Origin of the sequence: Kitasatospora sp. NPDC048545, assembly GCF_040651155.1 — a bacterium.
In the GTDB taxonomy this organism is placed as follows: domain Bacteria; phylum Actinomycetota; class Actinomycetes; order Streptomycetales; family Streptomycetaceae; genus Kitasatospora.
The window spans coordinates 56,535-80,629 of the sequence record NZ_JBEZIQ010000037.1 but is presented as its reverse complement, the minus strand read 5'-3'; the positions used below and the strand labels follow the sequence as shown (position 1 = coordinate 80,629).

The 24,095-nt window shown below is 73.0% G+C and carries 25 protein-coding genes; 3 read left to right on the top strand and 22 right to left on the bottom strand.

Translation table 11 applies throughout. The features are described from left to right. Window positions 1-103 precede the first annotated feature (103 nt). Both AB0D10_RS30005 and AB0D10_RS30000 read left to right on the top strand, forming a co-directional pair. Entirely contained in the window at window positions 104-859 is a 756-nt protein-coding gene (locus AB0D10_RS30005; protein WP_360262078.1) for an ATP-binding cassette domain-containing protein, read from the top strand. Between the two features lie 27 nt (window positions 860-886). Further along, window positions 887-2,038 carry a hypothetical protein gene (locus tag AB0D10_RS30000; protein WP_360262077.1) on the top strand — a complete coding sequence of 384 codons (1,152 nt, stop codon included), beginning with the start codon at window positions 887-889 and terminating at the stop codon, window positions 2,036-2,038. Between the two features lie 8 nt (window positions 2,039-2,046). Here AB0D10_RS30000 and rlmN read toward each other — a convergent pair whose 3' ends face one another. The 6 genes from rlmN to rpsB all read right to left on the bottom strand — a co-directional run bounded on the left by rlmN (window position 2,047) and on the right by rpsB (window position 8,320). Next, on the bottom strand, window positions 2,047-3,147 hold the full coding sequence (rlmN, locus tag AB0D10_RS29995) for a 23S rRNA (adenine(2503)-C(2))-methyltransferase RlmN (protein ID WP_360262076.1): 1,101 nt from the start codon (window positions 3,145-3,147) through the stop codon (window positions 2,047-2,049). A gap of 78 nt (window positions 3,148-3,225) precedes the next feature. Continuing rightward, window positions 3,226-4,314 (bottom strand): phosphatidate cytidylyltransferase, encoded by a 1,089-nt coding sequence (locus AB0D10_RS29990; RefSeq protein ID WP_360262096.1) that lies wholly within the window; start codon window positions 4,312-4,314, stop codon window positions 3,226-3,228. A 452-nt stretch (window positions 4,315-4,766) separates the two neighbouring features. Continuing rightward, a complete protein-coding gene (gene frr, locus AB0D10_RS29985) occupies window positions 4,767-5,324 on the bottom strand; it encodes a ribosome recycling factor (RefSeq protein WP_360262075.1) in 558 nt (185 codons plus the stop codon). Window positions 5,325-5,422: 98 nt separating this feature from the next. Further along, window positions 5,423-6,187, bottom strand: a complete 765-nt coding sequence (gene pyrH, locus AB0D10_RS29980) for a UMP kinase (protein WP_189923573.1) — start codon at window positions 6,185-6,187, stop codon at window positions 5,423-5,425. A 261-nt stretch (window positions 6,188-6,448) separates the two neighbouring features. Beyond that, window positions 6,449-7,288 carry a translation elongation factor Ts gene (gene tsf / locus AB0D10_RS29975; RefSeq protein ID WP_360262074.1) on the bottom strand — a complete coding sequence of 280 codons (840 nt, stop codon included), beginning with the start codon at window positions 7,286-7,288 and terminating at the stop codon, window positions 6,449-6,451. A 129-nt stretch (window positions 7,289-7,417) separates the two neighbouring features. Further along, entirely contained in the window at window positions 7,418-8,320 is a 903-nt protein-coding gene (gene rpsB / locus AB0D10_RS29970) for a 30S ribosomal protein S2 (RefSeq protein ID WP_360262073.1), read from the bottom strand. 860 nt (window positions 8,321-9,180) lie between these two features. On the opposite strand from rpsB, the gene AB0D10_RS29965 reads away from it, so the two are divergent. Further along, on the top strand, window positions 9,181-9,621 hold the full coding sequence (locus AB0D10_RS29965; RefSeq protein ID WP_360262072.1) for a M23 family metallopeptidase: 441 nt from the start codon (window positions 9,181-9,183) through the stop codon (window positions 9,619-9,621). Between the two features lie 169 nt (window positions 9,622-9,790). Here AB0D10_RS29965 and AB0D10_RS29960 read toward each other — a convergent pair whose 3' ends face one another. The 16 genes from AB0D10_RS29960 to rpsP form a co-directional block, all read right to left on the bottom strand. Next, the gene (locus tag AB0D10_RS29960) at window positions 9,791-10,375 is read right to left on the bottom strand and encodes a helix-turn-helix domain-containing protein (protein WP_360262095.1); all 585 of its coding nucleotides are present in this window, start codon (window positions 10,373-10,375) and stop codon (window positions 9,791-9,793) included. Window positions 10,376-10,641: 266 nt separating this feature from the next. Further along, entirely contained in the window at window positions 10,642-11,580 is a 939-nt protein-coding gene (gene whiG / locus AB0D10_RS29955; protein WP_360262071.1) for an RNA polymerase sigma factor WhiG, read from the bottom strand. 336 nt (window positions 11,581-11,916) lie between these two features. Next, window positions 11,917-13,173 carry a DNA-processing protein DprA gene (gene dprA, locus AB0D10_RS29950; RefSeq protein WP_360262070.1) on the bottom strand — a complete coding sequence of 419 codons (1,257 nt, stop codon included), beginning with the start codon at window positions 13,171-13,173 and terminating at the stop codon, window positions 11,917-11,919. After that, on the bottom strand, window positions 13,170-14,879 hold the full coding sequence (locus AB0D10_RS29945; protein ID WP_360262069.1) for a YifB family Mg chelatase-like AAA ATPase: 1,710 nt from the start codon (window positions 14,877-14,879) through the stop codon (window positions 13,170-13,172). Before AB0D10_RS29945 ends, dprA begins: the two co-directional genes overlap by 4 nt. A 1-nt stretch (window position 14,880) precedes the next feature. After that, on the bottom strand, window positions 14,881-15,399 hold the full coding sequence (locus tag AB0D10_RS29940) for a YraN family protein (RefSeq protein ID WP_360262068.1): 519 nt from the start codon (window positions 15,397-15,399) through the stop codon (window positions 14,881-14,883). A gap of 168 nt (window positions 15,400-15,567) precedes the next feature. Next, window positions 15,568-15,894, bottom strand: a complete 327-nt coding sequence (locus AB0D10_RS29935) for a DUF2469 domain-containing protein (protein WP_030056781.1) — start codon at window positions 15,892-15,894, stop codon at window positions 15,568-15,570. A 55-nt stretch (window positions 15,895-15,949) separates the two neighbouring features. Next, on the bottom strand, window positions 15,950-16,429 hold the full coding sequence (locus AB0D10_RS29930; RefSeq protein ID WP_360262067.1) for an NUDIX domain-containing protein: 480 nt from the start codon (window positions 16,427-16,429) through the stop codon (window positions 15,950-15,952). Between the two features lie 112 nt (window positions 16,430-16,541). Continuing rightward, window positions 16,542-17,300 carry a signal peptidase I gene (gene lepB, locus AB0D10_RS29925; protein WP_360262066.1) on the bottom strand — a complete coding sequence of 253 codons (759 nt, stop codon included), beginning with the start codon at window positions 17,298-17,300 and terminating at the stop codon, window positions 16,542-16,544. A gap of 154 nt (window positions 17,301-17,454) precedes the next feature. After that, window positions 17,455-18,450: a signal peptidase I gene (gene lepB, locus AB0D10_RS29920; RefSeq protein ID WP_360262065.1), complete on the bottom strand. Its 996-nt coding sequence runs from the start codon at window positions 18,448-18,450 to the stop codon at window positions 17,455-17,457. A gap of 242 nt (window positions 18,451-18,692) precedes the next feature. Further along, window positions 18,693-19,649 (bottom strand): signal peptidase I, encoded by a 957-nt coding sequence (lepB, locus tag AB0D10_RS29915; RefSeq protein ID WP_360262064.1) that lies wholly within the window; start codon window positions 19,647-19,649, stop codon window positions 18,693-18,695. Next, complete coding sequence (gene lepB, locus AB0D10_RS29910; protein WP_360262063.1) at window positions 19,633-20,355, bottom strand: signal peptidase I; 723 nt, start codon at window positions 20,353-20,355, stop codon at window positions 19,633-19,635. The genes lepB (AB0D10_RS29915) and lepB (AB0D10_RS29910) overlap by 17 nt, the downstream gene beginning before the upstream one ends. Window positions 20,356-20,678: 323 nt before the next feature. Then, window positions 20,679-21,029 carry a 50S ribosomal protein L19 gene (gene rplS / locus AB0D10_RS29905; protein ID WP_030306736.1) on the bottom strand — a complete coding sequence of 117 codons (351 nt, stop codon included), beginning with the start codon at window positions 21,027-21,029 and terminating at the stop codon, window positions 20,679-20,681. A 154-nt stretch (window positions 21,030-21,183) separates the two neighbouring features. Further along, window positions 21,184-22,002 carry a tRNA (guanosine(37)-N1)-methyltransferase TrmD gene (trmD, locus tag AB0D10_RS29900; RefSeq protein ID WP_360262094.1) on the bottom strand — a complete coding sequence of 273 codons (819 nt, stop codon included), beginning with the start codon at window positions 22,000-22,002 and terminating at the stop codon, window positions 21,184-21,186. A 38-nt stretch (window positions 22,003-22,040) separates the two neighbouring features. After that, on the bottom strand, window positions 22,041-22,685 hold the full coding sequence (rimM, locus tag AB0D10_RS29895) for a ribosome maturation factor RimM (RefSeq protein WP_360262062.1): 645 nt from the start codon (window positions 22,683-22,685) through the stop codon (window positions 22,041-22,043). Between the two features lie 267 nt (window positions 22,686-22,952). Beyond that, a complete protein-coding gene (locus AB0D10_RS29890) occupies window positions 22,953-23,192 on the bottom strand; it encodes an RNA-binding protein (protein WP_030056773.1) in 240 nt (79 codons plus the stop codon). Between the two features lie 2 nt (window positions 23,193-23,194). After that, window positions 23,195-23,623, bottom strand: a complete 429-nt coding sequence (gene rpsP / locus AB0D10_RS29885) for a 30S ribosomal protein S16 (RefSeq protein WP_360262061.1) — start codon at window positions 23,621-23,623, stop codon at window positions 23,195-23,197. Window positions 23,624-24,095 lie beyond the last annotated feature (472 nt).

Here is a 24,095-nt window from a genome sequence, read left to right as displayed (position 1 = left end):
GGGTGATTTGCCCGTGATGGACCAGTGCGCCGCAACCGCGCCCCGCCCCGGTCGTTCTAATCTGACGACTGTCATATCCCTGCGGCTCCCAGGATGGAACCTCATGTCAGCGGCACCGCCTGACAACGACGTGCTGTGGGCCCGAGGGATCGTCAAGTCCCATCACGGCACCCCCGCCCTGCGCGGCATCTCGATCGGCGTCCGCGAGGGCGAGGTCCTCGCCGTCACCGGCCCGCGCGGCTCCGGCAAGAGCACCCTGCTGGGCTGCCTCTCCGCCCAGCTCCCGGTCGACGACGGCGAGGTCTGGTTCAACAGCGCCCCCGTGCACACCCTCACCCGGGCCGGCCGCGAACGACTGCGCCGCGACCGTTTCGGCTTCGTCGGCTCCGAACCGCACCTGGTCCCCGAGCTCACCGCCCGCGAGAACGTCGCCCTCCCGCTGCTGCTCGCCGGGGCCGGCAACAAGGCCGCCTACACCGCCGCCGACGAGTGGCTGGAGCGCCTCGACGTCGGCGACTTCGCCAAGCAGCGCCCCGACTGGCTGGTCCAGAGCCAGTGCCAGCGCGTCGCCGTCGCCCGCGCCCTGGCCCCGCTGCCGCCCGTCGTCTTCGCCGACGACCCCACCGCCCCGCTGCACCGCGAGGCTGCCGACCAGGTCCTGCGGATACTGACCAGTGCGGCCCGCTCGCACCAGCTCACCCTCGTCCTGGCCACCCACGACCCCGAGCTCGTCCGGTTCGCGGACCGCGCCGTCGCCCTCGTCGACGGACGGCTCGCCGCCCCCGCCGCCCCCGTCCCGCGCGGCCCCGCCGCGTCCGGAGCCTCCGGAGCGTCCGCCGTCACGGCCACCCGCCGCTGACGACGCCGAGCCGCTGAAAGAGTCGACGTGTTCTATCTCCGTCTGGCCCGGGGCTACCGGGTGCCCGACCTCGGCCGCTGGCTGCTCACCGCGCTGGCCGCCGCCGTGGTCGCCGCCTTCCTGCTGCGCTCCCTCGGCCGGGCGATGAGCGGCCCGCTCGGCGGCACCGACCCCCTGGTCCGGCTGCTCTGGTGCCTCCCCCCGCTCGCCGCCGTCGCCTGGTTCGCGGCCGTCGCCGCCCGCGCGGTACCCGCCCGGCGCCCCGAGCGGATCGCCGGCCTCACCGCCGCCGGCGCCGGCTCCCGCCGGATCCGGACCCTGATCGCAGGCGAGGTCGCCCTCGCCTGCACCCTCGGCAGCGTGCTCACCCTGCTGGTCTTCCTGGTGCTGCGCAACGACATCGCCGGGCCCTCGCTCGCCCCCGACCTCGGCATGGGCGTGCCCCTGCCGGCCGCAGCGCCCGTCACCCTGCTCGCCCTGGTCCCGCTCACCGCCGGCACCGCCGCGGCCTGCGCCGTCTCCGTCACCGAGCACCTGCCCGGCGGCCGTGCCCGCCGCGGCACCGGTTTCGGCGCCTGGCGGATCGCCCTGCCGGTCGGCCTCGGCGTGATCGGCACCGCCCTCGAACTCATCGCCCTGCGGCCCGGCGCCGCCGTCGACGGCCGCCCGGTCCACCTGCCCGCCGGGCTCGGCACCACCAGCACCGCCGCACTCGGCGGCTGGGCCGCGAGCGCCCTCGGCCTCGCCCTGCTCACCGGCCCCCTCCTGGCCTGGACCGGACGACTGCTCGCCCTCGGCCGGCCCACCCCGCTGCGGCTGCTCGCCGGACGCGGCCTCACCGCCCAGGCCCCGCGCCTCGGCGCGCCGCTGGCCGTCCTCACCCTCGCCGTCGCGCTGGTGCTCACCACCATCCGCTACTGGATCGGCACCCCCGGCAGCGCCGACGCGCTGCCCGCCGTCGAGGCCTGCCTGGTGCTCGGCTGCGCGGCCGCCGCCGTGGCCACCCGGCTGGCCGAGGTGCGCTCCGACCGCCGGAACGTCACCGACGCGCTGCTGCGCCTCGGTGCCTCGCCCCGGCTGCTGTTCGGCGCCGTCGCGCTGCGCACCCTGGCGGTCGGCACCGCACTGCTGCTGACCGGCGGGGCGACCGCCGCACTGGCGGCCGCCGGCCTGCGCTGACCTCCGGACTAACCCGCTGCGGCGAGCTGGCCGCAGGCGCCGTCGATCTCCTGGCCTCGGGTGTCGCGGACGGTCGTCGGCACGCCGTGCGACTGCAGCCGGCGGACGAACTCGCGCTCGTCCTCGGGCCGGGAGGCGGTCCACTTGGAACCCGGAGTCGGGTTCAGCGGGATCAGGTTGACGTGCACCCGGCGGTTCTTGATCAGCCGGCCGAGCAGGTCGGCACGCCAGGCCTGGTCGTTGATGTCCTTGATCAGCGCGTACTCGATGGAGATCCGGCGACCGGACTTCTCCGCGTAGTTCCAGGCCGCGTCCAGCACCTCGGCGACCTTCCACCGGGTGTTCACCGGCACCAGCTCGTCGCGCAGCTCGTCGTCCGGGGCGTGCAGGGACAGCGCCAGGCGGCAGCTGAGCCCCTCGTCCGCGAAACGGTGCATCGCCGGGACGAGCCCGACGGTCGACACCGTGATGCCGCGCTGGGACAGGCCGAAGCCGTCCGGCGCCGGGTCGGTCAGCCGACGGATCGAGGCCAGCACCCGGTTGTAGTTCGCCAGCGGCTCGCCCATGCCCATGAAGACCACGTTGGACAGCCGCGCCTCGCCGCCCGGGATCTCACCGGACTTCAGCGAGCGCATCCCGGCCGCGATCTGCTCGACGATCTCGCCGGTGGAGAGGTTGCGGGTCAGTCCGGCCTGGCCGGTCGCGCAGAACGGGCAGTTCATGCCGCAGCCGGCCTGCGAGCTGATGCACATGGTGACCCGGTCCGGGTAGCGCATCAGCACGGACTCCACGAGCGTGCCGTCGAAGAGCTTCCACAGCGTCTTGCGGGTCGCGTCGTCGTCGCACGAGACGTGCCGCACCACCGACATCAGCTCGGGCAGCAGGCTCCCGGTGAGCTTCTCCCGGCTGGCGGCGGGGATGTCCGTCCAGCTCTCCGGGTCGTTCGACATCCGGCCGAAGTAGTGGTTGGAGAGCTGCTTGGCGCGGAACGGCTGCTCGCCCAGCTCGGCGACGGCCTCCTTGCGCTCGGCGGGGCTCAGATCGGCGAGGTGTCGCGGGGGCTTGGCGCCGCGCGGCGCGACAAAGGTGAGTTCTCCGGGCTTAGGCATGGTTGTTCCAGTGTCGCAGACGCGCGGGGGCCCCGGACGCCAGGCGTCCGGGGCCCTCCTTCGTGCACGTGGGGCGGGTCAGCTGCCGACGAAGGCCGCCAGCAGCAGCCAGACCACCGGAGCGGTCGGCAGGAGCGAGTCCAGCCGGTCCATGATGCCGCCGTGGCCGGGCAGCAGCGTGCCCATGTCCTTGATCCCGAGGTCGCGCTTGATCATCGACTCGCCCAGGTCGCCAAGCGTCGCGGTGACCGCCGCGCAGCCACCCAGGATCAGGCCCTGCCACCAGCTGCCGTCGTCAATGATCAGTTGCATCAGCACCGCGCCCGCCAGCATCGACAGGGCGATGCCGCCGGCCAGGCCTTCGCGGGTCTTGCCGGGGCTGATCGTCGGGGCCAGCTTGGTCCGGCCGAACTTGTAGCCCACGGCGTAGGCGCCGGTGTCGCTGCAGATCGTGACGATCAGGAAGAGCACGATCCGCTGGGGGCCGTCGTCGGCCGCCAGCATCATCGCCACGAAGGTGGCCAGGAACGGCACGTAGAAGGCGGTGAACACCCCTGCCGTTATGTCCCGCAGGTAGTCCTCCGGTGGCTCGGCCATCCGCCAGACCATCACCGCCAGCCCGGTCAGCGCGAGCGAGGCCGCGGCCCACTGGACCCCGGACCAGTAGCCGGTGGCAACCATGGCGATGCCGCCCACTACCAGCGGGATCAGCGGTGCCTTGATCTGCTTGCGCTCGGCGAGCCGGCTGGTCAGCTCCCAGATGCCGACCGCGACCGCGGCCATCACGACGACCAGGAACAACGCCTTCACCACGAACAGCGAGGCGACGATCACCGCGCCGAGGCCGACCCCGACGCCTATGGCGGCCTGGAGGTTACGGCCACCGCGCTGCTTGCGCGGCTGCGGCTGCGGGTCGGGCTGGGCGGCCACGGGTGTCTCCTGCCCTGGGTGGGACGACGGCACGAAGTGGGGATGCCCGGCCGCCGGGTGGCTGAGCGGCGGCGCGGGGTGCACCGGTGCCCCCGGGTGCGGCGGGCTGCCCGGGGCGGGGGCGGTGTCGTCGGGTATCGCGCGCAGCACGACCGTCTCCGTCACACCGGGCGGCGCGGCCTCGGGCTGCTCGTCCCGGAACAGCGGCCCGCTCAGCCGGCCGGCCTCCCTGGCCAGCCCCGCGGCGGGGTCGGCCGGGCCACCGGGAGCGGGGCGGCGGGGCTGACCGGGCTGACCGGGCTGACCGGGCTGACCGCCCGAGGAGGCCGGGCCGTGACCGGTCGGCCGGGTGCGGCCGGGCACACCGGGGGGCGGGCCGGGGTCGGCCGGTACGGGAGGCATGACCTGAGTCTCCTCCGCGTCGCCGCCCCAGTACACCGGAGGCTGCTGCGAGTGATCCGAACGGAGGCCCCGGCCGGCCGGGACGGCACCCGGCGCGCCCGGGGGCACCATCGGGCCGCCCGGGTGGCCGGGGTGTCCCTGGACCGGCGCCGGCGGCTCGCCGTACCCCGGCGCCGGGTGGGCCGGGGTACGGGGTGCCTGCTGCTGCGGGTGCGGCGCCGGGCGGTAGGGCTGGAACTGCTGGTCGGACGGGCCCCAGTAGCCAGGGGCGTCAGGGGCGTCGTTCATCAGACCTCGAGCAGCTCGGATTCCTTGTGCTTCAGCAGCTCGTCGACCTGGGCCACGTACTTGGCCGTGGTGTCGTCGAGCTCCTTCTCGCCGCGGCGGCCGTCGTCCTCGCCGACCTCGCCGTCCTTGACGAGCTTGTCGATGGCGTCCTTGGCCTTGCGGCGCACGGCCCGGATCGAGACCTTGGCGTCCTCGCCCTTGGTCCGGGCGATCTTGATGAACTCCCGGCGGCGCTCCTCGGTCAGCTCGGGCAGCACCACGCGGATGATGGAACCGTCGTTCGACGGGTTGACGCCCAGGTCGGAGTCGCGGATCGCCTGCTCGATGGCCTTCAGCGCGGTCTTGTCGAACGGCGAGACGACCGCCATCCGGGGCTCCGGCACCGAGAACGAGGCCAGCTGGTTGATCGGCGTGATGGCGCCGTAGTACTCCGCGACGATCTTGGCGAACATCGCCGGGTGCGCGCGGCCGGTGCGGATGGCCGCGAGGTCGTCCTTGGCGACGCCGACGGCCTTCTCCATCTTCTCCTCGGCCTCGAGGAGGGTCTCTTCGATCACTGTGGTCTCCCTGTCCGGTTCATCTGCTGTTGTTCCGACCGGTGCCGGCGCGGTCGCCGGTCGCGGCTCCCGCGCCGTTCCGTACAACTGGTTGCTGCTCAGGCCCGGACAGAATCCTGGCTGATGAGTGTGCCGATCTTCTCACTCTTCACCGCACGCGCGATATTGCCCTCCGCCAGCAGTTCGAAGACCAGCATCGGGAGGTTGTTGTCCTTGCACAGCGTGATCGCGGTGAGGTCGGCGACCTTGAGGTCGCGCGCGATGACCTCGGAGTACTCCAGCGCGTCGAACTTGACCGCGTCCGGGTTGGTCCGCGGGTCGGAGTCGTAGACGCCGTCCACGCCGTTCTTGCCCATCAGCAGGACGTCGGCGTGGATCTCCAGCGCGCGCTGGACGGCCGTGGTGTCGGTGGAGAAGTACGGCATGCCCATACCCGCGCCGAAGATCACCACGCGGCCCTTCTCCAGGTGCCGGACGGCCCGCAGCGGCAGGTACGGCTCCGCGACCTGGCCCATGGTGATGGCGGTCTGGACCCGGGTCTCGATGCCTTCCTTGACCAGGAAGTCCTGCAGCGCCAGGCAGTTCATGACGGTGCCGAGCATGCCCATGTAGTCGGAGCGGGCCCGGTCCATCCCGCGGACCTGCAGCTCGGCGCCCCGGAAGAAGTTGCCTCCGCCGATGACCACCGCGACCTCGGTACCGGCGCGGACGACCGTGGCGATCTCCCGGGCGATCGCGTGCACGACGTCCGGGTCGACGCCGAGCCCGCCACCACCGGCGAAGGCTTCACCGGACAGCTTGAGCAGCACCCGGCGGCGCGAGCCGTCCTTGGGGTCCTGCGCGGTCTCCTGCGTCTCCTGCATGGACTTCTCCTTTTTGCACCTACTGGTCACAGGCGCGGGTGTGCGGATGCCCCGCCTGCGCGTACACGCGAGGAGGCCACTGCCGCGGGAACCGGTTCGGTGTCCTGCACGGCAATGGCCTCCTCGTCGTTCATGGTGCCGACGCGAGCCCGCCCGTGGGCGGTTGGCGCTGGGTGAGCCCGTTCGGCGTTCCGCCCGCCCTGGTCAGCGGGCGGGGGCGGTTCCCAGCCTAAAGGGACCGGGGACCAGGTGGAACGTGGCTCAGGCGCCGACGCGGAAGCGGGCGAAGCGCTTGAGGGCGACGCCGTTCTCCTCGAGGACCTTGGCGACGGTCTTCTTGTTGTCCTTGGCGAAGGCCTGCTCCAGGACGGAGTGCTCCTTCACGAAGCCGGTGACGCGACCCTCGACGATCTTCGGCAGGGCGGCCTCGGGCTTGCCCTCCTCGCGAGCGGTGGCCTCGGCGACGCGGCGCTCGTTCTCGAGGTCCTCGGCCGGGATGTCCTCGCGGGACAGGTACTTCGGGGCGAAGGCGGCGATGTGCTGCGCGACGTCCTTGGCGACCTCGGCGTTCTCCTTGTCCAGCTCGACCAGGACGCCGACGGCCGGCGGCAGGTCGGGGCTGGTCTTGTGCAGGTAGACCGCGACGAAGCCGTCACCGGCGAACTGGGCGAAGCGACGGAAGACGATCTTCTCGCCCAGGGTCGCGTTGGCCTCGTCCACGAACTGCTGGACGGTCTTGCCGGCCTCGATCTCGGAAGCCAGGGCGGCGTCCAGGTCGGCCGGGACGGTCTTGGCGACGTGGGCGGCGATGGCGTCGGCGACCTGGACGAAGTTGTCACCCTTGGCGACGAAGTCCGTCTCGCAGTTCAGCTCGACCAGGACGCCGGACTTCTTGTCCTCGGCGATCAGGGCGGCGACGGCGCCGTTGGAGGCGTCACGGCCCTCGCGCTTGGCAACGCCCTTCTGGCCCTTGATGCGCAGGAGCTCGACGGCCTTCTCGACGTTGCCCTCGGCCTCGTCCAGGGCCTTCTTGCAGTCCATCATGCCGGCGCCGGTGAGCTCACGGAGCTTCTTGACGTCCGCGGCGGTGAAGTTCGCCATGGTGTGAATCTCTTCTCGCGTCTCGCGTGTCTGCGTGGGGATGCGCCGGGACCGATGGTTCGGTCCCGGCGCGGGAGAGAGGGGCACCTACCGGCGTCGTACCGGTGGGTGCCCCTCACCCTTGGTACGTCAGGCCTGCTCGGCCGGCGCCTCGGCGGCGGGAGCCTCGGCAGCGGGAGCCTCGGCAGCGGGGGCCTCGGCGGCCGGATCCTCGGCGGCGGGGGCCTCGGCGGCGGCGGGGGCCTCCTCGGCCTTCTTCTCGCCCTCGATGAGGTCCTTCTCCCAGTCGGCCAGCGGCTGGTCGGCGCCCGGCTCGGCCTTCGCGTCGCCCTTGGCGACACCGGCGCGGGACTTCAGGCCCTCGGCGACGGCGTCGGCGATCACGCGGGTCAGCAGGGTGACGGAGCGGATCGCGTCGTCGTTGCCCGGGATCTTGTAGTCGACCTCGTCGGGGTCACAGTTGGTGTCGAGGATGGCGACGACCGGGATGTTGAGCTTCCGGGCCTCGCCGACCGCGATGTGCTCCTTCTTGGTGTCCACGATCCAGACGGCGCTGGGAACACGCTGCATGTCGCGGATACCGCCGAGGGTCTTCTCCAGCTTGTCGTGCTCGCGCTGGAGGACCAGGAGCTCCTTCTTGGTGAGGCCGGAACCGGCCACGTCCGAGAAGTCCAGCTCGCCGAGCTCCTTGAGGCGCTGCAGACGCTTGTAGACGGTCGAGAAGTTGGTCAGCATGCCGCCGAGCCAGCGCTGGTTCACGTAGGGCATGCCCACGCGGGTGGCCTGCTCGGCGATGGCCTCCTGGGCCTGCTTCTTCGTGCCGACGAAGAGGACGCTGCCGCCGTGGGCAACGGTCTCCTTGATGAACTCGAAGGCGCGGTCGATGTAGTTCAGCGACTGCAGGAGGTCGATGATGTAGATGCCGTTGCGCTCCGTGATGATGAAGCGCTTCATCTTCGGGTTCCAGCGGCGGGTCTGGTGACCGAAGTGGACGCCGCTCTCCAGCAGCTCCCGCATCGTGACGACGGCCATAGCCGTGCTCCTCAGGTGTTACGGCCCGGCGGTGGCGGCTCGTCGCAGTGACGACCGTCCGCAGCCGGGTCAGGCTCGGTTTCCGTGGCGGCCAGGTGACAGCCACGCCTGACGCCCCGAACGTGCCGAGCCGCTTTCCACCCGCTCGGCCGGGGCCGGTCGGGCTCGGCGGACCGAGCGGCACTCGCACCTGGCGGGGCCGCGGAAGAACCGTGTCCGACCACCGGTGGCGGGGCGTGCGAAGTCGACCCGGCGGACCGGGTCGCGTGTGAAGTGTACGGGAAGCGCCGAGCGGCGGGCGACTTCACGAGCGGCCGGGGGCCTGCCGGGGACCTGGGAAGAGTCCGGGATCGGCCCGGACGGGCGGGTCGGCGCAGGGCGGCGGCGAGTGCCGCCCGCGGGCGCCCCGGCCGGTTCCGGTGGCGTGCGGGAGCGTGCGTGCGCCGGTCGGCTGCCTGCCCGCGGATCGTCACCGGTATGCCGCACATACACCGGATGGCGGCGCCCGTACACCCGCCGGAGGGACGGCGATCGGGCACGGGGGCGGTTTGTCCACAGGAATCCGGATGCGGGTGGTGCGGCCGCGGGCGGACGGCCAACCTTCGCGCATGACTGCTCGTGCGTGGTTCGTCGGAATTCGGGGGCTGGTCGCCGTGGGGGTGGTGCTGGGGGTGGTGGGGGCACTCGGGGTGCCCCGGGCCGGGGCCGCCGGGGTGACGGACCCGGCGGGACTACGGGCGGGAACGCAAGCGGGCACAAGGGGGGTGGCCGGGGCCGGGGCTGGGGCGGTGGGGGCCACGGCGGGTGCGGCGGGCGGCTCCGGCGGGGGACCCGGCCGGAGCGGCACACGGGCCTGGCCGGTGGGCGGAGCCCCCGGACTCCTGGGACGGTTCGAACCGCCGACCGCGCCCTGGGCCGCCGGGCACCGGGGCGTGGACCTCGCCGCCGAGCCCGGGGCGGAGGTACGGGTGGCGGCCGCCGGGGTGATCGCGTTCTCCGGATCGGTGGCCGGGCGTCCGGTGGTGACCGTCTCCCACCCCGGTTCGGGGTCTCCCCCGCTCCGGACCACCTACCTACCGGTCACCGGCTCCCTCCCGGTCGGCACCGCGGTAGCCGCCGGACAGGTGATCGGCCGGCTCGCCCCGGAGGGACGGCACTGCACCGCAGGCGACTGCCTGCACTGGGGGCTGCTGCGCGGACGCCGCTACCTGGACCCGCTGACCCTGTTCGGCACAGGCCGGGCCCGCCTGCTGCCGCTGGGCCCCGGGCCGGCGAACGACGGACGGCCGACGGGCGGCTGACGCGCGGCGAGCGGCGGGGCGTCGGTCAGCAGCGGGGCGTCGGTGGGCAGCGGGGCGTCGGTCAGCGGCAGGCGGCCGTCGAGCTACCGGCCGACGAGCGATCGGCCGACAACGGGCAGCCGGTCGGTCAGGCCCGGTCGATCAGGCCCGGTCGGTCAGGCACTGCCGGTCACGCTCGGCTCAGGCCGTGCAGCGCGAGGGCGACGGCGGCATCCGCGATCTCCTCGGGGTTCTCGGCCAGGCACCCGGTGCGCTCACCCGCGACCGCCTGCTCGGCTCGACGGACGGCGGCCTCCACCACGCCCTGCAACAGCGCCGCGGCGAGCCGGGGCCGTTCGTGGCCCAGGTCCTCCAGCGCCCGAACGACCAGACCGGCCAGCCTGCCGTGCGCCGCCCGGATCCGCTCGCGCGCGGCCCCGTCGAGCTCCAGCGCCGAGATCGCCACGACCGCGCGGTGACGCGGGTCGGCTGCCAGCGCCAGCTGGCCCCGGACGTACGCCTCGATCCGCTCGGCGGCAGTGTCGCGGCTCTCCATCCCGGCCTCGATCTCGGCGGCCCAGAGCGGGAAGTCCACCTCGCAGAGCGCCTCGACCACGGCGGCGCGGGAGCGGAAGTACTCGTAGACCGAGGAGCGCGCCAGCCCCGTCCGCGCGGCGAGCGCGGGGAAGGTCAGCGCCTCCTTGCCGCCCTCGGTGAGCAGGCTGCGGGCAGCGTCGAGGAGGGCTGCGCGCTGCAGCTGGCGATGCTCGGCCACCGTGGCCGCTCGGATCTTCGGCACGCTCCCACTGTACGGAGCCCTACCGACGGCTGATAAGGCGCCGCGCATGAGGAGCCGGCACGGCCCGGCCGCGCGGCCCGCCGGGCGGCCGGGCCGGGCGGGCGAACCCTGCTGCGCCGGACGCCCGGGACCGGGGGCGTGCGTGCGGGCCGGGGCCGGCGGGCCTGCGGACGGGCGGGCACACGGACAGACGGGCGAGCGGCCCGCGGACCACCGGGCGGGTGCGGCTCCGAGCCCCCGCGCTACCGAACGTCCGAGAGCTTGGCGCGCAGCTGGAGGACGGACTTGGTGTGGATCTGGCTCACCCGACTCTCCGTCACCCCCAGCACCTGTCCGATCTCGGCGAGGGTGAGGCCCTCGTAGTAGTAGAGCGTCACCACGGTCTTCTCCCGCTCGGGGAGGGTGTTGACGGCCTGGGCCAGCAGCCTGCGCAGCTCGCGGTCCTCGGCCACCTCGACCGGGTTGTCCGCGCCGTGGTCCTCCAGGGTGTCCATCAGGCTCAGCCGGTCGCCACCCTCCCCTACCGGGTGGAGCAGCTCATCCAGGGCCACCACATTGGCGAGCGACAGCTGGCTGAAGATGGCGTGCAGGTCCTCGATCGCGATGCCCATCTCCGCCGCGACCTCGGGATCGTGCGGCGTCCGGCGCAGCCGGGCCTCCAGCGTCGCGTACGTCCGCTCGACGGCTTTCGCCTTCTGCCGCACCGAGCGCGGGATCCAGTCCAGGGCGCGCAGCTCGTCGATGATCGCGCCGCGGATCCTGCTGATCGCGTAGGTCTCGAACTTGATGGCGCGGTCGATGTCGAACTTCTCGATCGCGTCGATCAGCCCGAAGACCCCGGAGGAGACGAAGTCCGCCTGCTCGACGTTGGAGGGCAGGCCGACCCCGACCCGGCCCGCCACGTACTTGACGAGTGGTGAGTAGTGGAGGATCAGCTGCTCGCGCAGTCGCTGGTCGCTGCTCTCCTTGTAGGAGCGCCAGAGTTCCTCGAGCGCGCTGCGCCCCTGGGCCGCGGTGTCCCGCCCGGCCCGTCCGGCGTCCTCGGGTGAGCCGGCCGGCGCGCCGACGGGTACGTCCGCCGGCGCGTCAGCGGCCCGGACCGCCTCGGCACCCCGGGCCGTGTCCGCGGGCTGGCCCGGGACCACCGTCGGCCGGCCGCCCTGACGAGACAGGCCTCCCATCGTCCCCGCCGACTTGGGCGGGAACTCGGTCGCGGGGCGCCGCTCGGTCCGCGGCCCTCCCGAGGACCGAGCGCCACCGGTCACTCTGTGTCCGGGAATGTGTGTGGGCATGCGTTGGTCTGCGCCGTTCTGCCGAGTCATGTGCTGATAGGGAAGGCATGTGGAGCGTAGCGTGACCGACTCGCTGCAAAGCGCTACCACCACTCGGTCGTCCCCCGATCCGGTGGCGTTGACTCACCGGATCCGGGCACGCGAGCGGAAGAACCGGATCAGCAGGTCAGCCGGGCGGTTCGGACACGCCCTCCCCCGGCGCACGCCTGTTCTCCGTCCGGATACTCACCTCCTCCGCACCATGCGCCAGTGCGCGCCGTGTCGCTCGACGTAGCCGAGCGAGCCCAACTCGTAGAGCCGCTGGAGCACTTCGTCCGGCGGGAGGCCGGACTGACGGGCCAGCCGCTCGACCGGCGCGCCCGCTGCCGTCGCCGGCACGGCCTCCAGGACCCGGGCCACCGGAGGCTCCAGCAGGTCGCGCGGCAGCACCGGCCCGCTGCGCTGCGGGGCCAGGTCGTCCCCGATCGCTCCGATCAGCTCGGTGATCTCGGCCGCGTCGGTGACCAGGGTGGCGGCGCCGCTGCGGATCAGGGCGTGCACCCCGGCCGAGAGCTCCGAGGTCACCGGGCCGGCGACGCCCATGGTGTGGCGGTTGAGGTCCCGCGCCCGCCTGGCCGTGCTCAGGGCTCCGCTGCGGACGGCCGCCTCGACCACCACGGTGCCCCGGGTGAGTGCCGCGATGACCCGGTTCCTGAGGACGAAGCGGAACCGGTTCGGGTGCTCGCCGGGCGGGAGTTCACTGATCAGCAGGCCCTGGACGCCGATCCGCCGGATCAGTTCGGCGTTCCCCTTCGGGTAGGGCACGTCGACCCCGCAGGCCAGCACCGCCACGGTCATCCCGCCGACGGCGAGCGCGCCGCGGTGGGCTGCCGCGTCGATCCCGTAGGCGGCTCCGGACACCACGACCCAGCCGCGCTCGGCGAGTTGGGCCGACAGCTCTCCGGCGACGTGGGCGCCGTACGCCGTGCAGGCCCGGGAGCCCACCACCGAGACCGAGCGCAGCGCGAGCAGCCTCAGCGAGCCGGTGCCCGTCGTCCAGAGACCGACGGGGCGCCCGTCTCCCAGGTCGTCGAGTTGGCTGGGCCATTCCGTGTCCCCCGGAATGATGAACCGTCCGCCGGCGCGCCGTACCCGTTTCAGGTCCGTCTCCGGGTCCAGCCCCGGGAGTCTCGCCTGGTAACCGGCCAGCCGGGCGGAATCCAGCCCCGGGTGGTCCGGCACCGTCCCGTCCCGGATCGCCCGGACCACGTCGACGGCGGGGAGCCGGCCGAGCCAGCGGCCGACCACCGCGTCCCCGGGTTCGCTGAGCCGGCAGAGCAGGGCGCGGGCCAGGCGCTCGGGCTCGGTCGCCGCCGCGGGGCCCGCAGGGCCTGTGGTGCCCGCAGGGACGGTGGTGCCCGCAGGGACGGTGGTGCCGACGGTACCGGTGGGGTCGGCGGTGGCCCCGACCACGTCGTGGGGGTGTCCCACCTGCTGCGTCATGTCCCGTCCTCCGTCCGCTCCGCGGGCTCCTCTGGTGCCCCCCGCCGACCCACGTCCGGCGGGCCGCCGCGCTGGGCCGGGATGCCCCCGAGCCTGCCGAAGGTCCGCTCGATCGGCGGCAGCCCCTGCTCCACCCCGGTGCGCAGGACCAGGGCCGTGCGCACGTCCCGCCGGTCCGGCCGGTCGCGACCGGCGAGGTCGGCGACCGTCCAGGCGACCCGGAGCACCCGGTCCAGGCCCCGGGCGGTCAACACCCCCCGTTCCAGCTGGCGTGAGACGTCGTTGAGCGCGCCGGGCGCGAGCTGCCAGCGCGTGCGCAACTCGTGGCCCGGGACCTCCGCGTTGGTCCGCCACGGGGTGTTCGCCAGCCGGGCCGCCGCCCGCTCCCGTGCGGCCCGCACCCGGGCCGCGACGGTTTCGGTGCTCTCCGCCGTGGCGTCCCGCTCCATGAGTTCGATCCTCGTCACCGGGGCGACCTGGACCTGGAGGTCGACCCGGTCGAGCAGCGGCCCGGAGAGCCGCCCCTGGTAGCGGTTGACCATCACCGGCGTGCACTCGCAGCCCTCGCCGCGCCGGGAGTGCCGACCACACGGACAGGGGTTGGCGGCCAGGCAGAGGAGGAAGCGGGCCGGGAGCCGGAGCGATCCGGCCGAACGGGCGATCACCACCTCGCCCGACTCCAGCGGCTGGCGCAGCGCGTCGAGCACCCGGACCGGGAACTCCGGCGCCTCGTCCAGGAACAGCACGCCTCGGTGGGCCAGCGAGACCGCGCCCGGCCTCGGCAGTCCGCTGCCGCCGCCGACGATCGCGGGCATCGTGGTGGAGTGGTGCGGGGCGCAGTAGGGCGCGGTGTCGATCAGCGGCCGACCGACCGGGAGCAGGCCCGCCACCGAGTGCACGGCCGTGACCTCCAGTGCCTCCTTCTGCGTCAGCGGCGGGAGCAGCGCGGGCAGTCGCTCCGCCAGCATGGTCTTGCCCGCGCCGGGCGGGCCCTTCAGGTAGAGGTGGTGTCCTCCGGCGGCGGCGATCTCCAGGGCTCGCCGTGCTTCGTACTGGCCGGCCACGTCGGCCATGTCGAGGCGGGAGGCCTTGTCCTCGGAGAGGCCCCGCACACTCGCGCAGGGCAGCATCAGCCCGGCCATCAGCGGATCCGGCCGGCCCCCGACCGGGTCGGGCGGCTCCTCCGGCGCCGTCCCGCCGGTCAGGATCGCGACCAGTTGGCGCAGGCTGCGGACGCCGATGACCGTGACCCCGGGGACGAGCGAGGCCTCGGGCGCGGTCTGCTCGGCGACCACGACCCGTTCGTAGCCGGCTTCGGCGGCCGCCAGCACCGACGGCAGCACCCCGCGGACCGGCCGCACCCGGCCGTCCAGCCCCAGCTCGCCGATGATCAGCAGGTCGGCGATGGCGGAGGGGTCGAGCCGCTCGGCGGCGGCCAGCACGGCGCAGGCCACCGCGAGGTCGAAGCCGCTACCGCTCTTGGGCACCGAGGCGGGGCTGAGGCCGACCGTCAGCTTGCGCTGGGGCCAGGCCTCGCCGCTGTTCACCACCGCGGCGCGGACCCGGTCTCGGGCCTCGGTGAGCGCCTTGTCGGGCAGGCCGACCAGGGTGAACGCGGCCACCCCGGGCTCCAGATCGGCCTGGACCTCGACGATCACCCCGTCGACGCCGACCAGCGCGACGGAACAGGTACGGGCGAAGGCCATCTCAGACCACCCCCCGCAGGTGGTCGACCAGGGCCGCACCCCGCGCCCGGTTGACCACGGCGACCAGGTCGATCCGCACCCCGCCCGGCGGGGCGGGGGGCCAGTGCGGATCCGTCGGCGCCACCTCGTCGTCGGCCCCGGCCAGCCGGGCGAAATGACCGGGCCAGCGCTCGGCCATCCAACGCTCGGCGAGGCGTTGCAGCCGGGCCGCCTTGGCCCGGTCGATGGCTTCGGTGGGCTGTTGGAAGCTCCGCTCGGAGCGGGTCTTCACCTCGCAGACCGCCACGGTGTCGCCGTCGAGGGCGACGATGTCCAGCTCGCCCTCGACGCAGCGCCAGTTGCGGTCCAGGATGCGGAGCCCGGCCTCGGTGAGGCGGCGGGCGGCGACCCGTTCCCCGTAGCGGCCGAGCCCGGTCCTGGTGCTGCGGGCCGGGTTGCCGCGGTCCGGGGTACCGGGCGACTCCTTCCCGGCTGCGGCCGTGTCCGGTACGGCCTGGTCCTGCACGACGGTGTGCTGCATGGTGACCACCTCCGCCGAGGAGGCTGCACCACCGCGCCCGTCCGGGCCCGGACTTTCCGTTTCCCTGTGGATAACCCGGGCCTGTGGACAACTCCTGTCACCCGCAGGGGTGAGAAGCCCCGATCCCGCGAAATTCGGCTGGACAACACGGGACGGAGTCGTCCAACGTCAGTTCCCGAAGCCGGACTCGTCCGAGGGCAGCTCCAGGTCGCTCTTCGCGAGTTCCTCGATGTTCACGTCCTTGAAGGTCAGCACCCGGACCTTGCGGACGAACCGGGCCGGCCGGTACATGTCCCAGACCCACGCATCCGCCATCGACACCTCGAAGAACACCTCGCCCTGGACCGAGTGCACCTGCAGCTCGTAGTCGTTGGTGAGGTAGAACCGTCGCTCGGTCTCGATCACGTACTTGAACAGGCCGACGACGTCCCGGTACTCCCGGTAGAGCTTGAGCTCCATCTCGGTCTCGTACTTCTCGAGATCTTCGGCACTCATCCAGGCGTCCCCTCAACTTGTCACGTCCACCCATTGTGGACCACCGCACCCACGGTCAGAGCCGTACCGGATCCACCGGCGGGCCCTCGACCAGCAGCCGTTCCAGGAAGTCCGCCAGGCCGGCCGGATACACCGTCTCGCCGGTCCCCCTCAGTTCCTCGACAGTCCACCAGCGCGCCGCGAGCAGCTGGGCGTGCTCGTCCGCGCCCGTGTCGGAGTGGTCCAGGGCCGGGTCCGTCTCCGTGGTCCGGGCCAGGTGGAACCACTGCTCCTGCTCGTAGCGCTGTCCCCGAAAGGAGAACGACACCGTGCCGTACGCCACCAAGGGCCCCAGGTCCACGCCCCGCAAGCCGGTCTCCTCCGCGAGCTCGCGCTCGGCGGCCTCGCGCACGTCCTCTCCGGCTTCCAAGCCGCCTCCGGGCGTGAACCACCACGTCTCCCCGGGGACCGCCGGGTCGGTGCCCAGGAAGAGGAGGATGCGGTCCAGCCCGTCCAGCAACAGGATCCGCGCCGCCCTGCGGCGCTGTGCTGTCATGGCGGCGCTCCACGCTCCTTCCGTTCGCATCGGTGGCACTACCGATCCTGCCACCCGGCGCCCCCGTCCGGGGCGATGTTCGGCAGAGCGGCCCGCACCGCGACGGCCCCGCTCAGGAGCCGCTCCCCCGGCGGAGCCGGCGGGCCAGGCCGGCCACCCCGCCCACCGCCGACGTCAGCAGGATCAGTGCCGCGCCGGCGACGGTGGCGTAGGCGGCGGGCTCCAGCGGGCCGGGCTTCGACGCCCCCGGCCCCGCGAAGCCGTCGAAGGCGGTGGTCCGGGCGAGCAGGCCCGTCCGGCCGAAGGGCTTCAGGGTGGCCTCGACCCTGGCCTCGACGGCCTCGGCCGGGACGGTCCCGCCGTCGACCTCCAGGTGGGTGCGGGAGTCGAGCGAGCCGACCCGGTTGTCGCCGAGCAGGAACAGCCGGCCCTGCGGCACCGTCACGCTGAACGACTCGCCCTGGCGGCCCTGGGCCGCGAGGTAGGGCTCGTCCACCGGCTGTCCGTTGACCGTCAGGCGGCGGTTGTCCCCGCTGGTGGCGACGGTGTCCCCGCCGACCGCGACCACCCGCTTGACCATGAGCTCGTTGCCGCCCCAGGACTGGTCCCGGAAGACCACCACGTCGCCCCGGCCGACGGCCCCGCCGCCGACCTTGCGGGCAAGCACGGTGTCCCCGATCTGGAGCGTCGGGTGCATCGAGGCGGTGGGGATGTTGTACGGCCGGTAGTCGACCGCGATGAGGGCGAAGCCGCCGATCATCAGCACCAGCCCGAGCGCCAGCGCGACGCCCTGCAGCACTGCGGCGGGCCGGCGGCGCTCACGGGCGGGCGCGGGCGCGCGGTCGGCCGACTGCTCCACGACACTGGTCATCGACACCGTCCACCTCTGGCCGACCGGAGAACACCACTGGCACGCCGGAGGCACCGGCGGGAACGCCGACGGGCCGTGGCACGTCCGAGCAGATTACTCGTCGGTACCACGGCCCGCGCAAGAGCCGGGGGCAACCCGGTGGGGCTCAGGACTCCTACCGGCGCTCCACCCGGCCCCGCACCCGACGCACCAGCGGGAGCAGGGCGACGGCCCCCACCGCACCGGCCACGGGGGGCGCCATCGGCGCGGCCGCAGCCAGGCCCTTCTGGTCGAAGGTGGCCGGCACCGGCAGCGTCGCCCAGTGGTTGATCGGCCAGGCCACCACGAAGGCGCGCCCGATCACGTTGTCCACCGGGACGGTGCCGCCACCCGGCTGGTCCATGTGGAAGCGGGAGTCCAGCGAGTTGGCGCGGTGGTCGCCCATCACCCAGATCCGCCCCTTGGGCACCTTGACCGGCCCGAAGGGGTGGTCACCACAGGGGGTGTTGCCCGGGTAGATGTACGGCTCGTTGAGCGCGACGCCGTTGACCTTGACCGGCCCGTCACCCTCGCACTCGACGGTGTCCCCGCCGACCGCGATGACCCGCTTGATCAGGTCCTTCTCGTTGGCGGACGGCATCAGACCGACGAAGCCGAGCACGTCCTGGACGCCGCGCAGGAAGGAGTTGCTGCTCTGCGAGGTCGGCTCGTCGCTCAGCCAGCCGCCCGGGTCGTGGAAGACCACGACCTCGCCGCGCTCGGGTTCGGCCCCGAACCAGGGGGTCAGCTTGTCGACCAGGACGCGGTCGCCGACCTGCAGCGTGTCCTGCATCGACTCCGACGGAATGGAGAACGCCTGGACGAAGAAGGTCTTGATCACGAGCGCGAGGATCAGCGCGATCCCGACCAGGATCGGCAGTTCCTTCCAGAAGGAGCGCGGCTTGCGCGGCTTGCCCGCAGCCTCCGACTCCGACCCGTCCACCGACCCGGTCTCCGGCTGCGAGGGTTCCGGCGAGTCCTCGGCCCCGGCGCCCTGTTCGTCGGCGGTCTGGGCCGCGGCGTCGTCGACCGCGGCCGAGGGTGCCGACGGCTCGGCGGACCGGGCCGCCCGACGGCCCTGGCCTTCGGGCTCTCCGGCACCCGAGCGGGCGCCGATCACCAAATCCCCCACAACGTCTCCTCCCTGCTGTGCGGACGCCCGCGCGCCCGCGCTCAGAGTGCCGCACAGCGGGCACCACGCTCGCCACGACCATGAACGCCTCAGGGCTGCCCACCGGGGGCTCCCCTGACACCAGCACGGCCTCGACTCGCGGCCGGGAGCACTCCCGGCCGCACCTGCACTTCTCTATCACTCCGGGGCATCCGGCTCGCGGTCCCACACGCGAGGCACGGCCGCTCGGCGGCCGGCACGACTCACTCCGGAGGCCGCCCAGGCCTACGGCCGAGGAACGGAAGGATGCCCAACACACCCATAACGAGCGGAGGTTCCACAGGAACCGGCCCAACGCCCACGGATTCCGCGGCAGTTCCACCGGCCTGGGGAGCCCGGTCGAGAGAGGAGAGTGAACCCGGCACGTCGAGTTGATGGAAGCGGTCCAGCGGCCAGGCGATCACGAACGCTCGACCGACCACGCCGCTCAGCGGGATGGTGCCCTGGCCCGGATTGCCCATGTGGAAGCGGGAGTCGGCGGAGACGTCCCGGTGGTCGCCCATGACCCACAGCCGCCCCTGGGGCACCTTCACCTTGAAGGGCTGCCGAGACGGCGGATTGCCGGGCGCGAGGTAGGTCTCGTCCACCGGGTGTCCGTTGACGCTCAACCGCCCCTGCGCGTCGCAGCACTCGACGGTGTCCCCGCCGACACCGATCACCCGCTTGATCAGGTCCTGCTCGTTGTCGGACGGCAGCAGTCCGACGAAGGTCAGCACCTGCTTGGCCCCGCCCAGTACCGGGCCGTCGTCGGAGGGCTTGTGGTCGTTCTCCAGCCAGCCGCCCGGGTCCTTGAACACCACCACGTCGCCGCGCTGCGGCTCGCTGCCGAACCAGGGGGTCAGCTTGTCCACCAGTACCCGGTCCCCGATCCGGATGGTCTGCTCCATCGAACCCGAGGGGATCACGAACACCTGGATCAGGAAGGTCTTCATCACCAGCGCAACCAGCAGGGCCACCAGGATGATCATCGGGACTTCGCGGACCAGCGACCGCTTGCGCCGACGGGCCGCCCGCCGGGCGCTGCGGCGGCGCTCGGCCCGGCCGCGCACCGCCGGGGCACCCGCCGGCCCGGCATCCTCCGGCCCCCGGTCGTCCGGCTCGCGGTCGTCCGGCTCGCGGGTCGGGCGGTCGGCGGTCCGGCCCCTACCCCTGGTTCCCATGACCACCCGTCCCCGCAGTCGCGGCGAAGGCCGCGGGCCGGTCGAGACCGGTCCAGCGCGAGAACGGGTAGACCACCCAGTCCGCCCGGCCGATCACCTTGTCCTCGGGCACGAAGCCACCGCCGGGCTCGCCGAGGTGGTCGCGGGAGTCACGGGAGGCGCTGCGGTGGTCGCCCATCACCCACAGTTCGCCGGCCGGCACCACCACGTCGAAGGCCACGCTCGACGGGTCGTCCCCCGGCGCCAGGTAGGAGGTCTCGTCCACCGGCACGCCGTTGACCGTGATCGGCGTGCCCGGGCCGGTGCTCGTCACCCGGTCGCCGCCGACGCCGATCACGCGCTTGACGTACACGGTGTCCCCGGCCGGGGCCAGCCCGAGGTCCTTGGCGAGCGAACGCGCGCCGTCCCAGAAGCCCTGCGGCTTCGCCGACTCCCGCAGGAAGGAGCCCGTCCCGTCGAAGACCACCACGTCGCCCCGCCGGGGGTGACCGCCGAAGGCGTACGCGAGCTGGTTCGCGACCAGCCGGTCACCCGGGCGCAGGGTGTTCTCCATCGATCCGGAGGGCACCGCGAACGGACGCGCGACGAAGGCGTTCACGAGGAGCAAGGCCGTCAGGCAGATCCCCGCCAACAGCAGCAGGTCGCGCGAGCGCGAGTGGCCGGACTCCTCGTCCTCCTCCGAGCCCTCGGCGGCGTCCCCGGGCACGGCGGGGGTACCGGTCGCCGCCTCCTCGGGAACGCCCTCGGAGGTACCTGCGGGAACACCTGCGAGAACACCCGCGCGAGCGCCTCCGGGAGCCCCGGGGCCGTCCGCCGCGGGCCGGGAAGCGGGCCCGGAAACGGCCTCGGAAGCGGGCCCGGAAGCGGAAACGACCGCGGACCGCGACAGCGAGTCCGCACCGGTGGGTGCGGGACTGCTGTCGCGGTCCGCGGGTGGTTCGTGCGTGCTCATCGGGGGGTGAGCCTACCTTGCGGTCGTTCGCCTCCCGTGAGCGCTCCGATCCCCCGGCGAGGCCGGGGGCCGGTGGATCAGCGGTCGCGCTTCTCCTTGATCTTCGCGGCCTTGCCGCGGAGGTCACGCAGGTAGTACAGCTTGGCGCGGCGAACCGCACCGCGGGTCACGACCTCGATCTTCTCGACGACCGGGGTGTGCACCGGGAAGGTGCGCTCAACGCCGACGTTGAAGCTGACCTTGCGAACGGTGAAGGTCTCACCGATGCCGGCGCCGTGGCGGCGGATGACGACGCCCTGGAAGACCTGGACACGGGAGCGGTTGCCCTCGATGACCCGGACGTGGACCTTCAGGGTGTCACCGGCGCGGAAGGCCGGGATGTCGCTACGCAGCGAGGCCGCGTCGACAGCAGCGAGCTTGTTGCTCATGTTGCTCTCCATCGCAGGCGCCACGGGCCGCCCACGGAAAATCGTCACAATGGGGTTCGCTGCGGGCCGCATCGGCTGACGGCGATCCCCCCGTGGCGAGGGCGCCGGTCCACGTGCCCCCTACGGGAGGGGACCAGCGACAGACAGCAGCGGCCTATTCTTCCACATCGACGGCCGTGGACCGAAATCGGCCGAGCCGCTCGTCCCAGGCCAGGCCGAGGATGCCGAGCGCCTCCCGGTCCTTCTTGTCGAAGGCGCCGTGCTGCCAGCGCTCGACCAGGTCGGAACGGTTCGCCAGGGTGCGGGCGAAGGCCTGCTCGCGCCGCCAGCGGGCGATCTTGCCGTGGTTGCCGCTGAGCAGCACGTCCGGCACGGTGCGGCCGCGCCACTCGGCGGGCTTGGTGTAGACCGGGCCCTCCAGCAGGTCGGCCATCGCGCCCGGTGCGAACGAGTCATCGCGGTGGGACTCGGCGTTGCCGAGCACCCCGGGCAGCAGCCGGGCGATCGCCTCGACCATCACCAGCACCGCGACCTCGCCGCCGGCCAGCACGTAGTCGCCGATCGAGGCCTCGACCACCGGCATCCGGGTGGCCGCCTCCTCGATCACCCGGCGGTCGATGCCCTCGTACCGCGCCGGGGTGAAGGCCAGCCAGGGGCGGCCGGCCAGCTCCTGGGCGAGTTCCTGGGTGAACGGGCGCCCGCTCGGCGTCGGCACGACGAGGGTGGGCACCTCGCCAGCGGGCCCGCCGGCGACCACCGCGTCCAGGGCCTCGCCCCACGGCTCGGGCTTCATCACCATGCCGGGGCCGCCGCCGTACGGGCTGTCGTCCACCGTGCGGTGCACGTCGTGGGTCCACTCGCGCAGGTCGTGGACGTGCACGTCCAGCTGGCCGCGCGCACGGGCCTTGCCGACCAGCGAGATGTCCAGCGGCTCCAGGTACTCCGGGAAGATCGTGACGACGTCGATCCGCATGCCGCTCCGGACGCCGCCGTCCTCCTCGACACCGACGGTCACTGCGACGCCTCCGGACCCTCGGCGCGATCGGCACCCTCGGCGCCCGCCGGCCCCTCGGAGCCATCCGGGGCGTCGGCGTCCTCCGGACCGTCGGCGTCCTCGGCCGCGGACGTACCGGCGACCTCGGCCAGGTCGGGGTCGATCAGCCCGGCGGGCGGGGTGATCACCGCTCGCTGGTTCTCCAGGTCGATGGTCGGCACGATCTGGCTGACGAAGGGCACCAGCACCTCCGTCCCATCGGCCTTCTTCACCATGAGCAGGTCGTGGTACGGGAGGTGGACGACCTCGGTCAGCTCGCCGACCGGGGTGCCGTCGAGCAGGACCACGTCCAGGCCGATCAGCTGGTGGTCGTAGAACTCCTCGGGATCGTCTGGGCGCTCCTCCGGGTCGACCTCGGCGATGAGCAGTGTGCCCCGGAGGGCCTCGGCCGCGTTGCGGTCCTTCACGCCGGCGAAGCGCAGCAGCAGCCGCCCGCTGTGCACCCGGCCGGACTCGATGGTCAGCGGCCCGGCCGACGCGGGGTCGGTGAGCAGGACGGCACCCGGGCCGAGCCGGAGCTCCGGCTCGTCGGTGCGGACCTCGACGCTGACGTCCCCCCTGATGCCGTGGGCACGGCCGATCCTGCCGACGACGAGCTGCACGGTGATCGTTCTCCTGGAGTTCCTGAGCCGAAACGAAGAGCCCGACGGAATGCGTAGGGCCGGTGCGAAGGGCTGGTGCGGTCGGGTGGTACGAGGTGGAGCTGGGGTGGAGCTGGGTGGAGCTGGGTGGTGCAGCGACCATCGTTGCCGCGGAGCGCGGCACGCAGTGGTGCCGCGCCGGGGTGGTTCGGGAAACGAGAAAAGGCCGACCGGGACGACATGCGTCCCGGTCGGCCCCAAGCCCTGACGGCTGAACGAGCAGCTGCGTCAGCGAATGTTGTCCACGTCGACCAGGTCGACCCGGACGTTGCGACCGCCGAGGGCGCCGACCACGGTGCGCAGAGCGCGCGCCGTGCGGCCGCCCCGGCCGATCACCTTGCCGAGGTCATCGGGGTGCACTCGCACCTCGATGGTGTTGCCCCGACGCAGGTTGCGCGAACGCACCTGCACCTCGTCGGGGTGCTCGACGATGCCCTTCACCAAGTGGTCGAGGGCGTCCTCGATCACGCTCAGGCCTCGGCGGCGGCGTCGGCCTCGGCCTCGGCCTTGTCCGACTTCTTGGCCTTCGGGGTGATGGCGACACCGGTGGTGGCGTCCTCGAAGCCGGCGACGGCCTTGGCGAACAGGTGCGAGAAGTCCTCGACCTTCGGCTCCGCGACCTTCAGCGGCGCCGGAGCCGGCAGGCCCTTGAACTTCTGCCAGTCGCCGGTCAGCTTGAGGATGGCGAGCACCGGCTCGGTCGGCTGGGCGCCGACGGACAGCCAGTACTGGGCGCGGTCGGTGTCGACCTCGATCTTCGAGGGGTTGTAGGTCGGCTGGTAGATGCCGATCTCCTCGATCGCGCGACCGTCACGCTTGGTGCGCGAGTCGGCGACGACGATGCGGTAGTGCGGGGAGCGAATCTTGCCGAGACGCTTCAGCTTGATCTTGACTGCCACGGGAGTGGATTCTCCTGGAGTTGACGTGGGTGAGCGGCCCTGCCATCGCGTGGGGTTGCGGGGTGGACCGTTCAAGGGACACGCCAGCCGTAGGAGAGAGGGGTCCTGCCCGGCTGCCGAGTACTCAGCTGTCCATTCTGCCACACCGGCGAGAACCGCCTGAACACGGGCCCGGGAGCCGATCAGGGCTCGACCGGGAGCCCCCGCTCCCGGTCCAGCCACGGACTCACCGCTGTACCGCTCTGTCGTTGTCCCGCCCGGGGCGCCCGGGGCGCCCCCGTGGCCCCCGTGACACTCGTGGCGCCGAGGACGCTCGTGGCACCCGTGGCGCCAGGGGTGCCCGTGACGCCGTCACCACTGTGCCGTTGCCCTGCTCCGCCGTGCGACCGTCCCGCCGCACGGCGCGTACGCGCTCACGCGCCTGTCGTACCGCCCGCTCCGGCCGGACCGCTGCCCGCACAGCAGCCCGCCG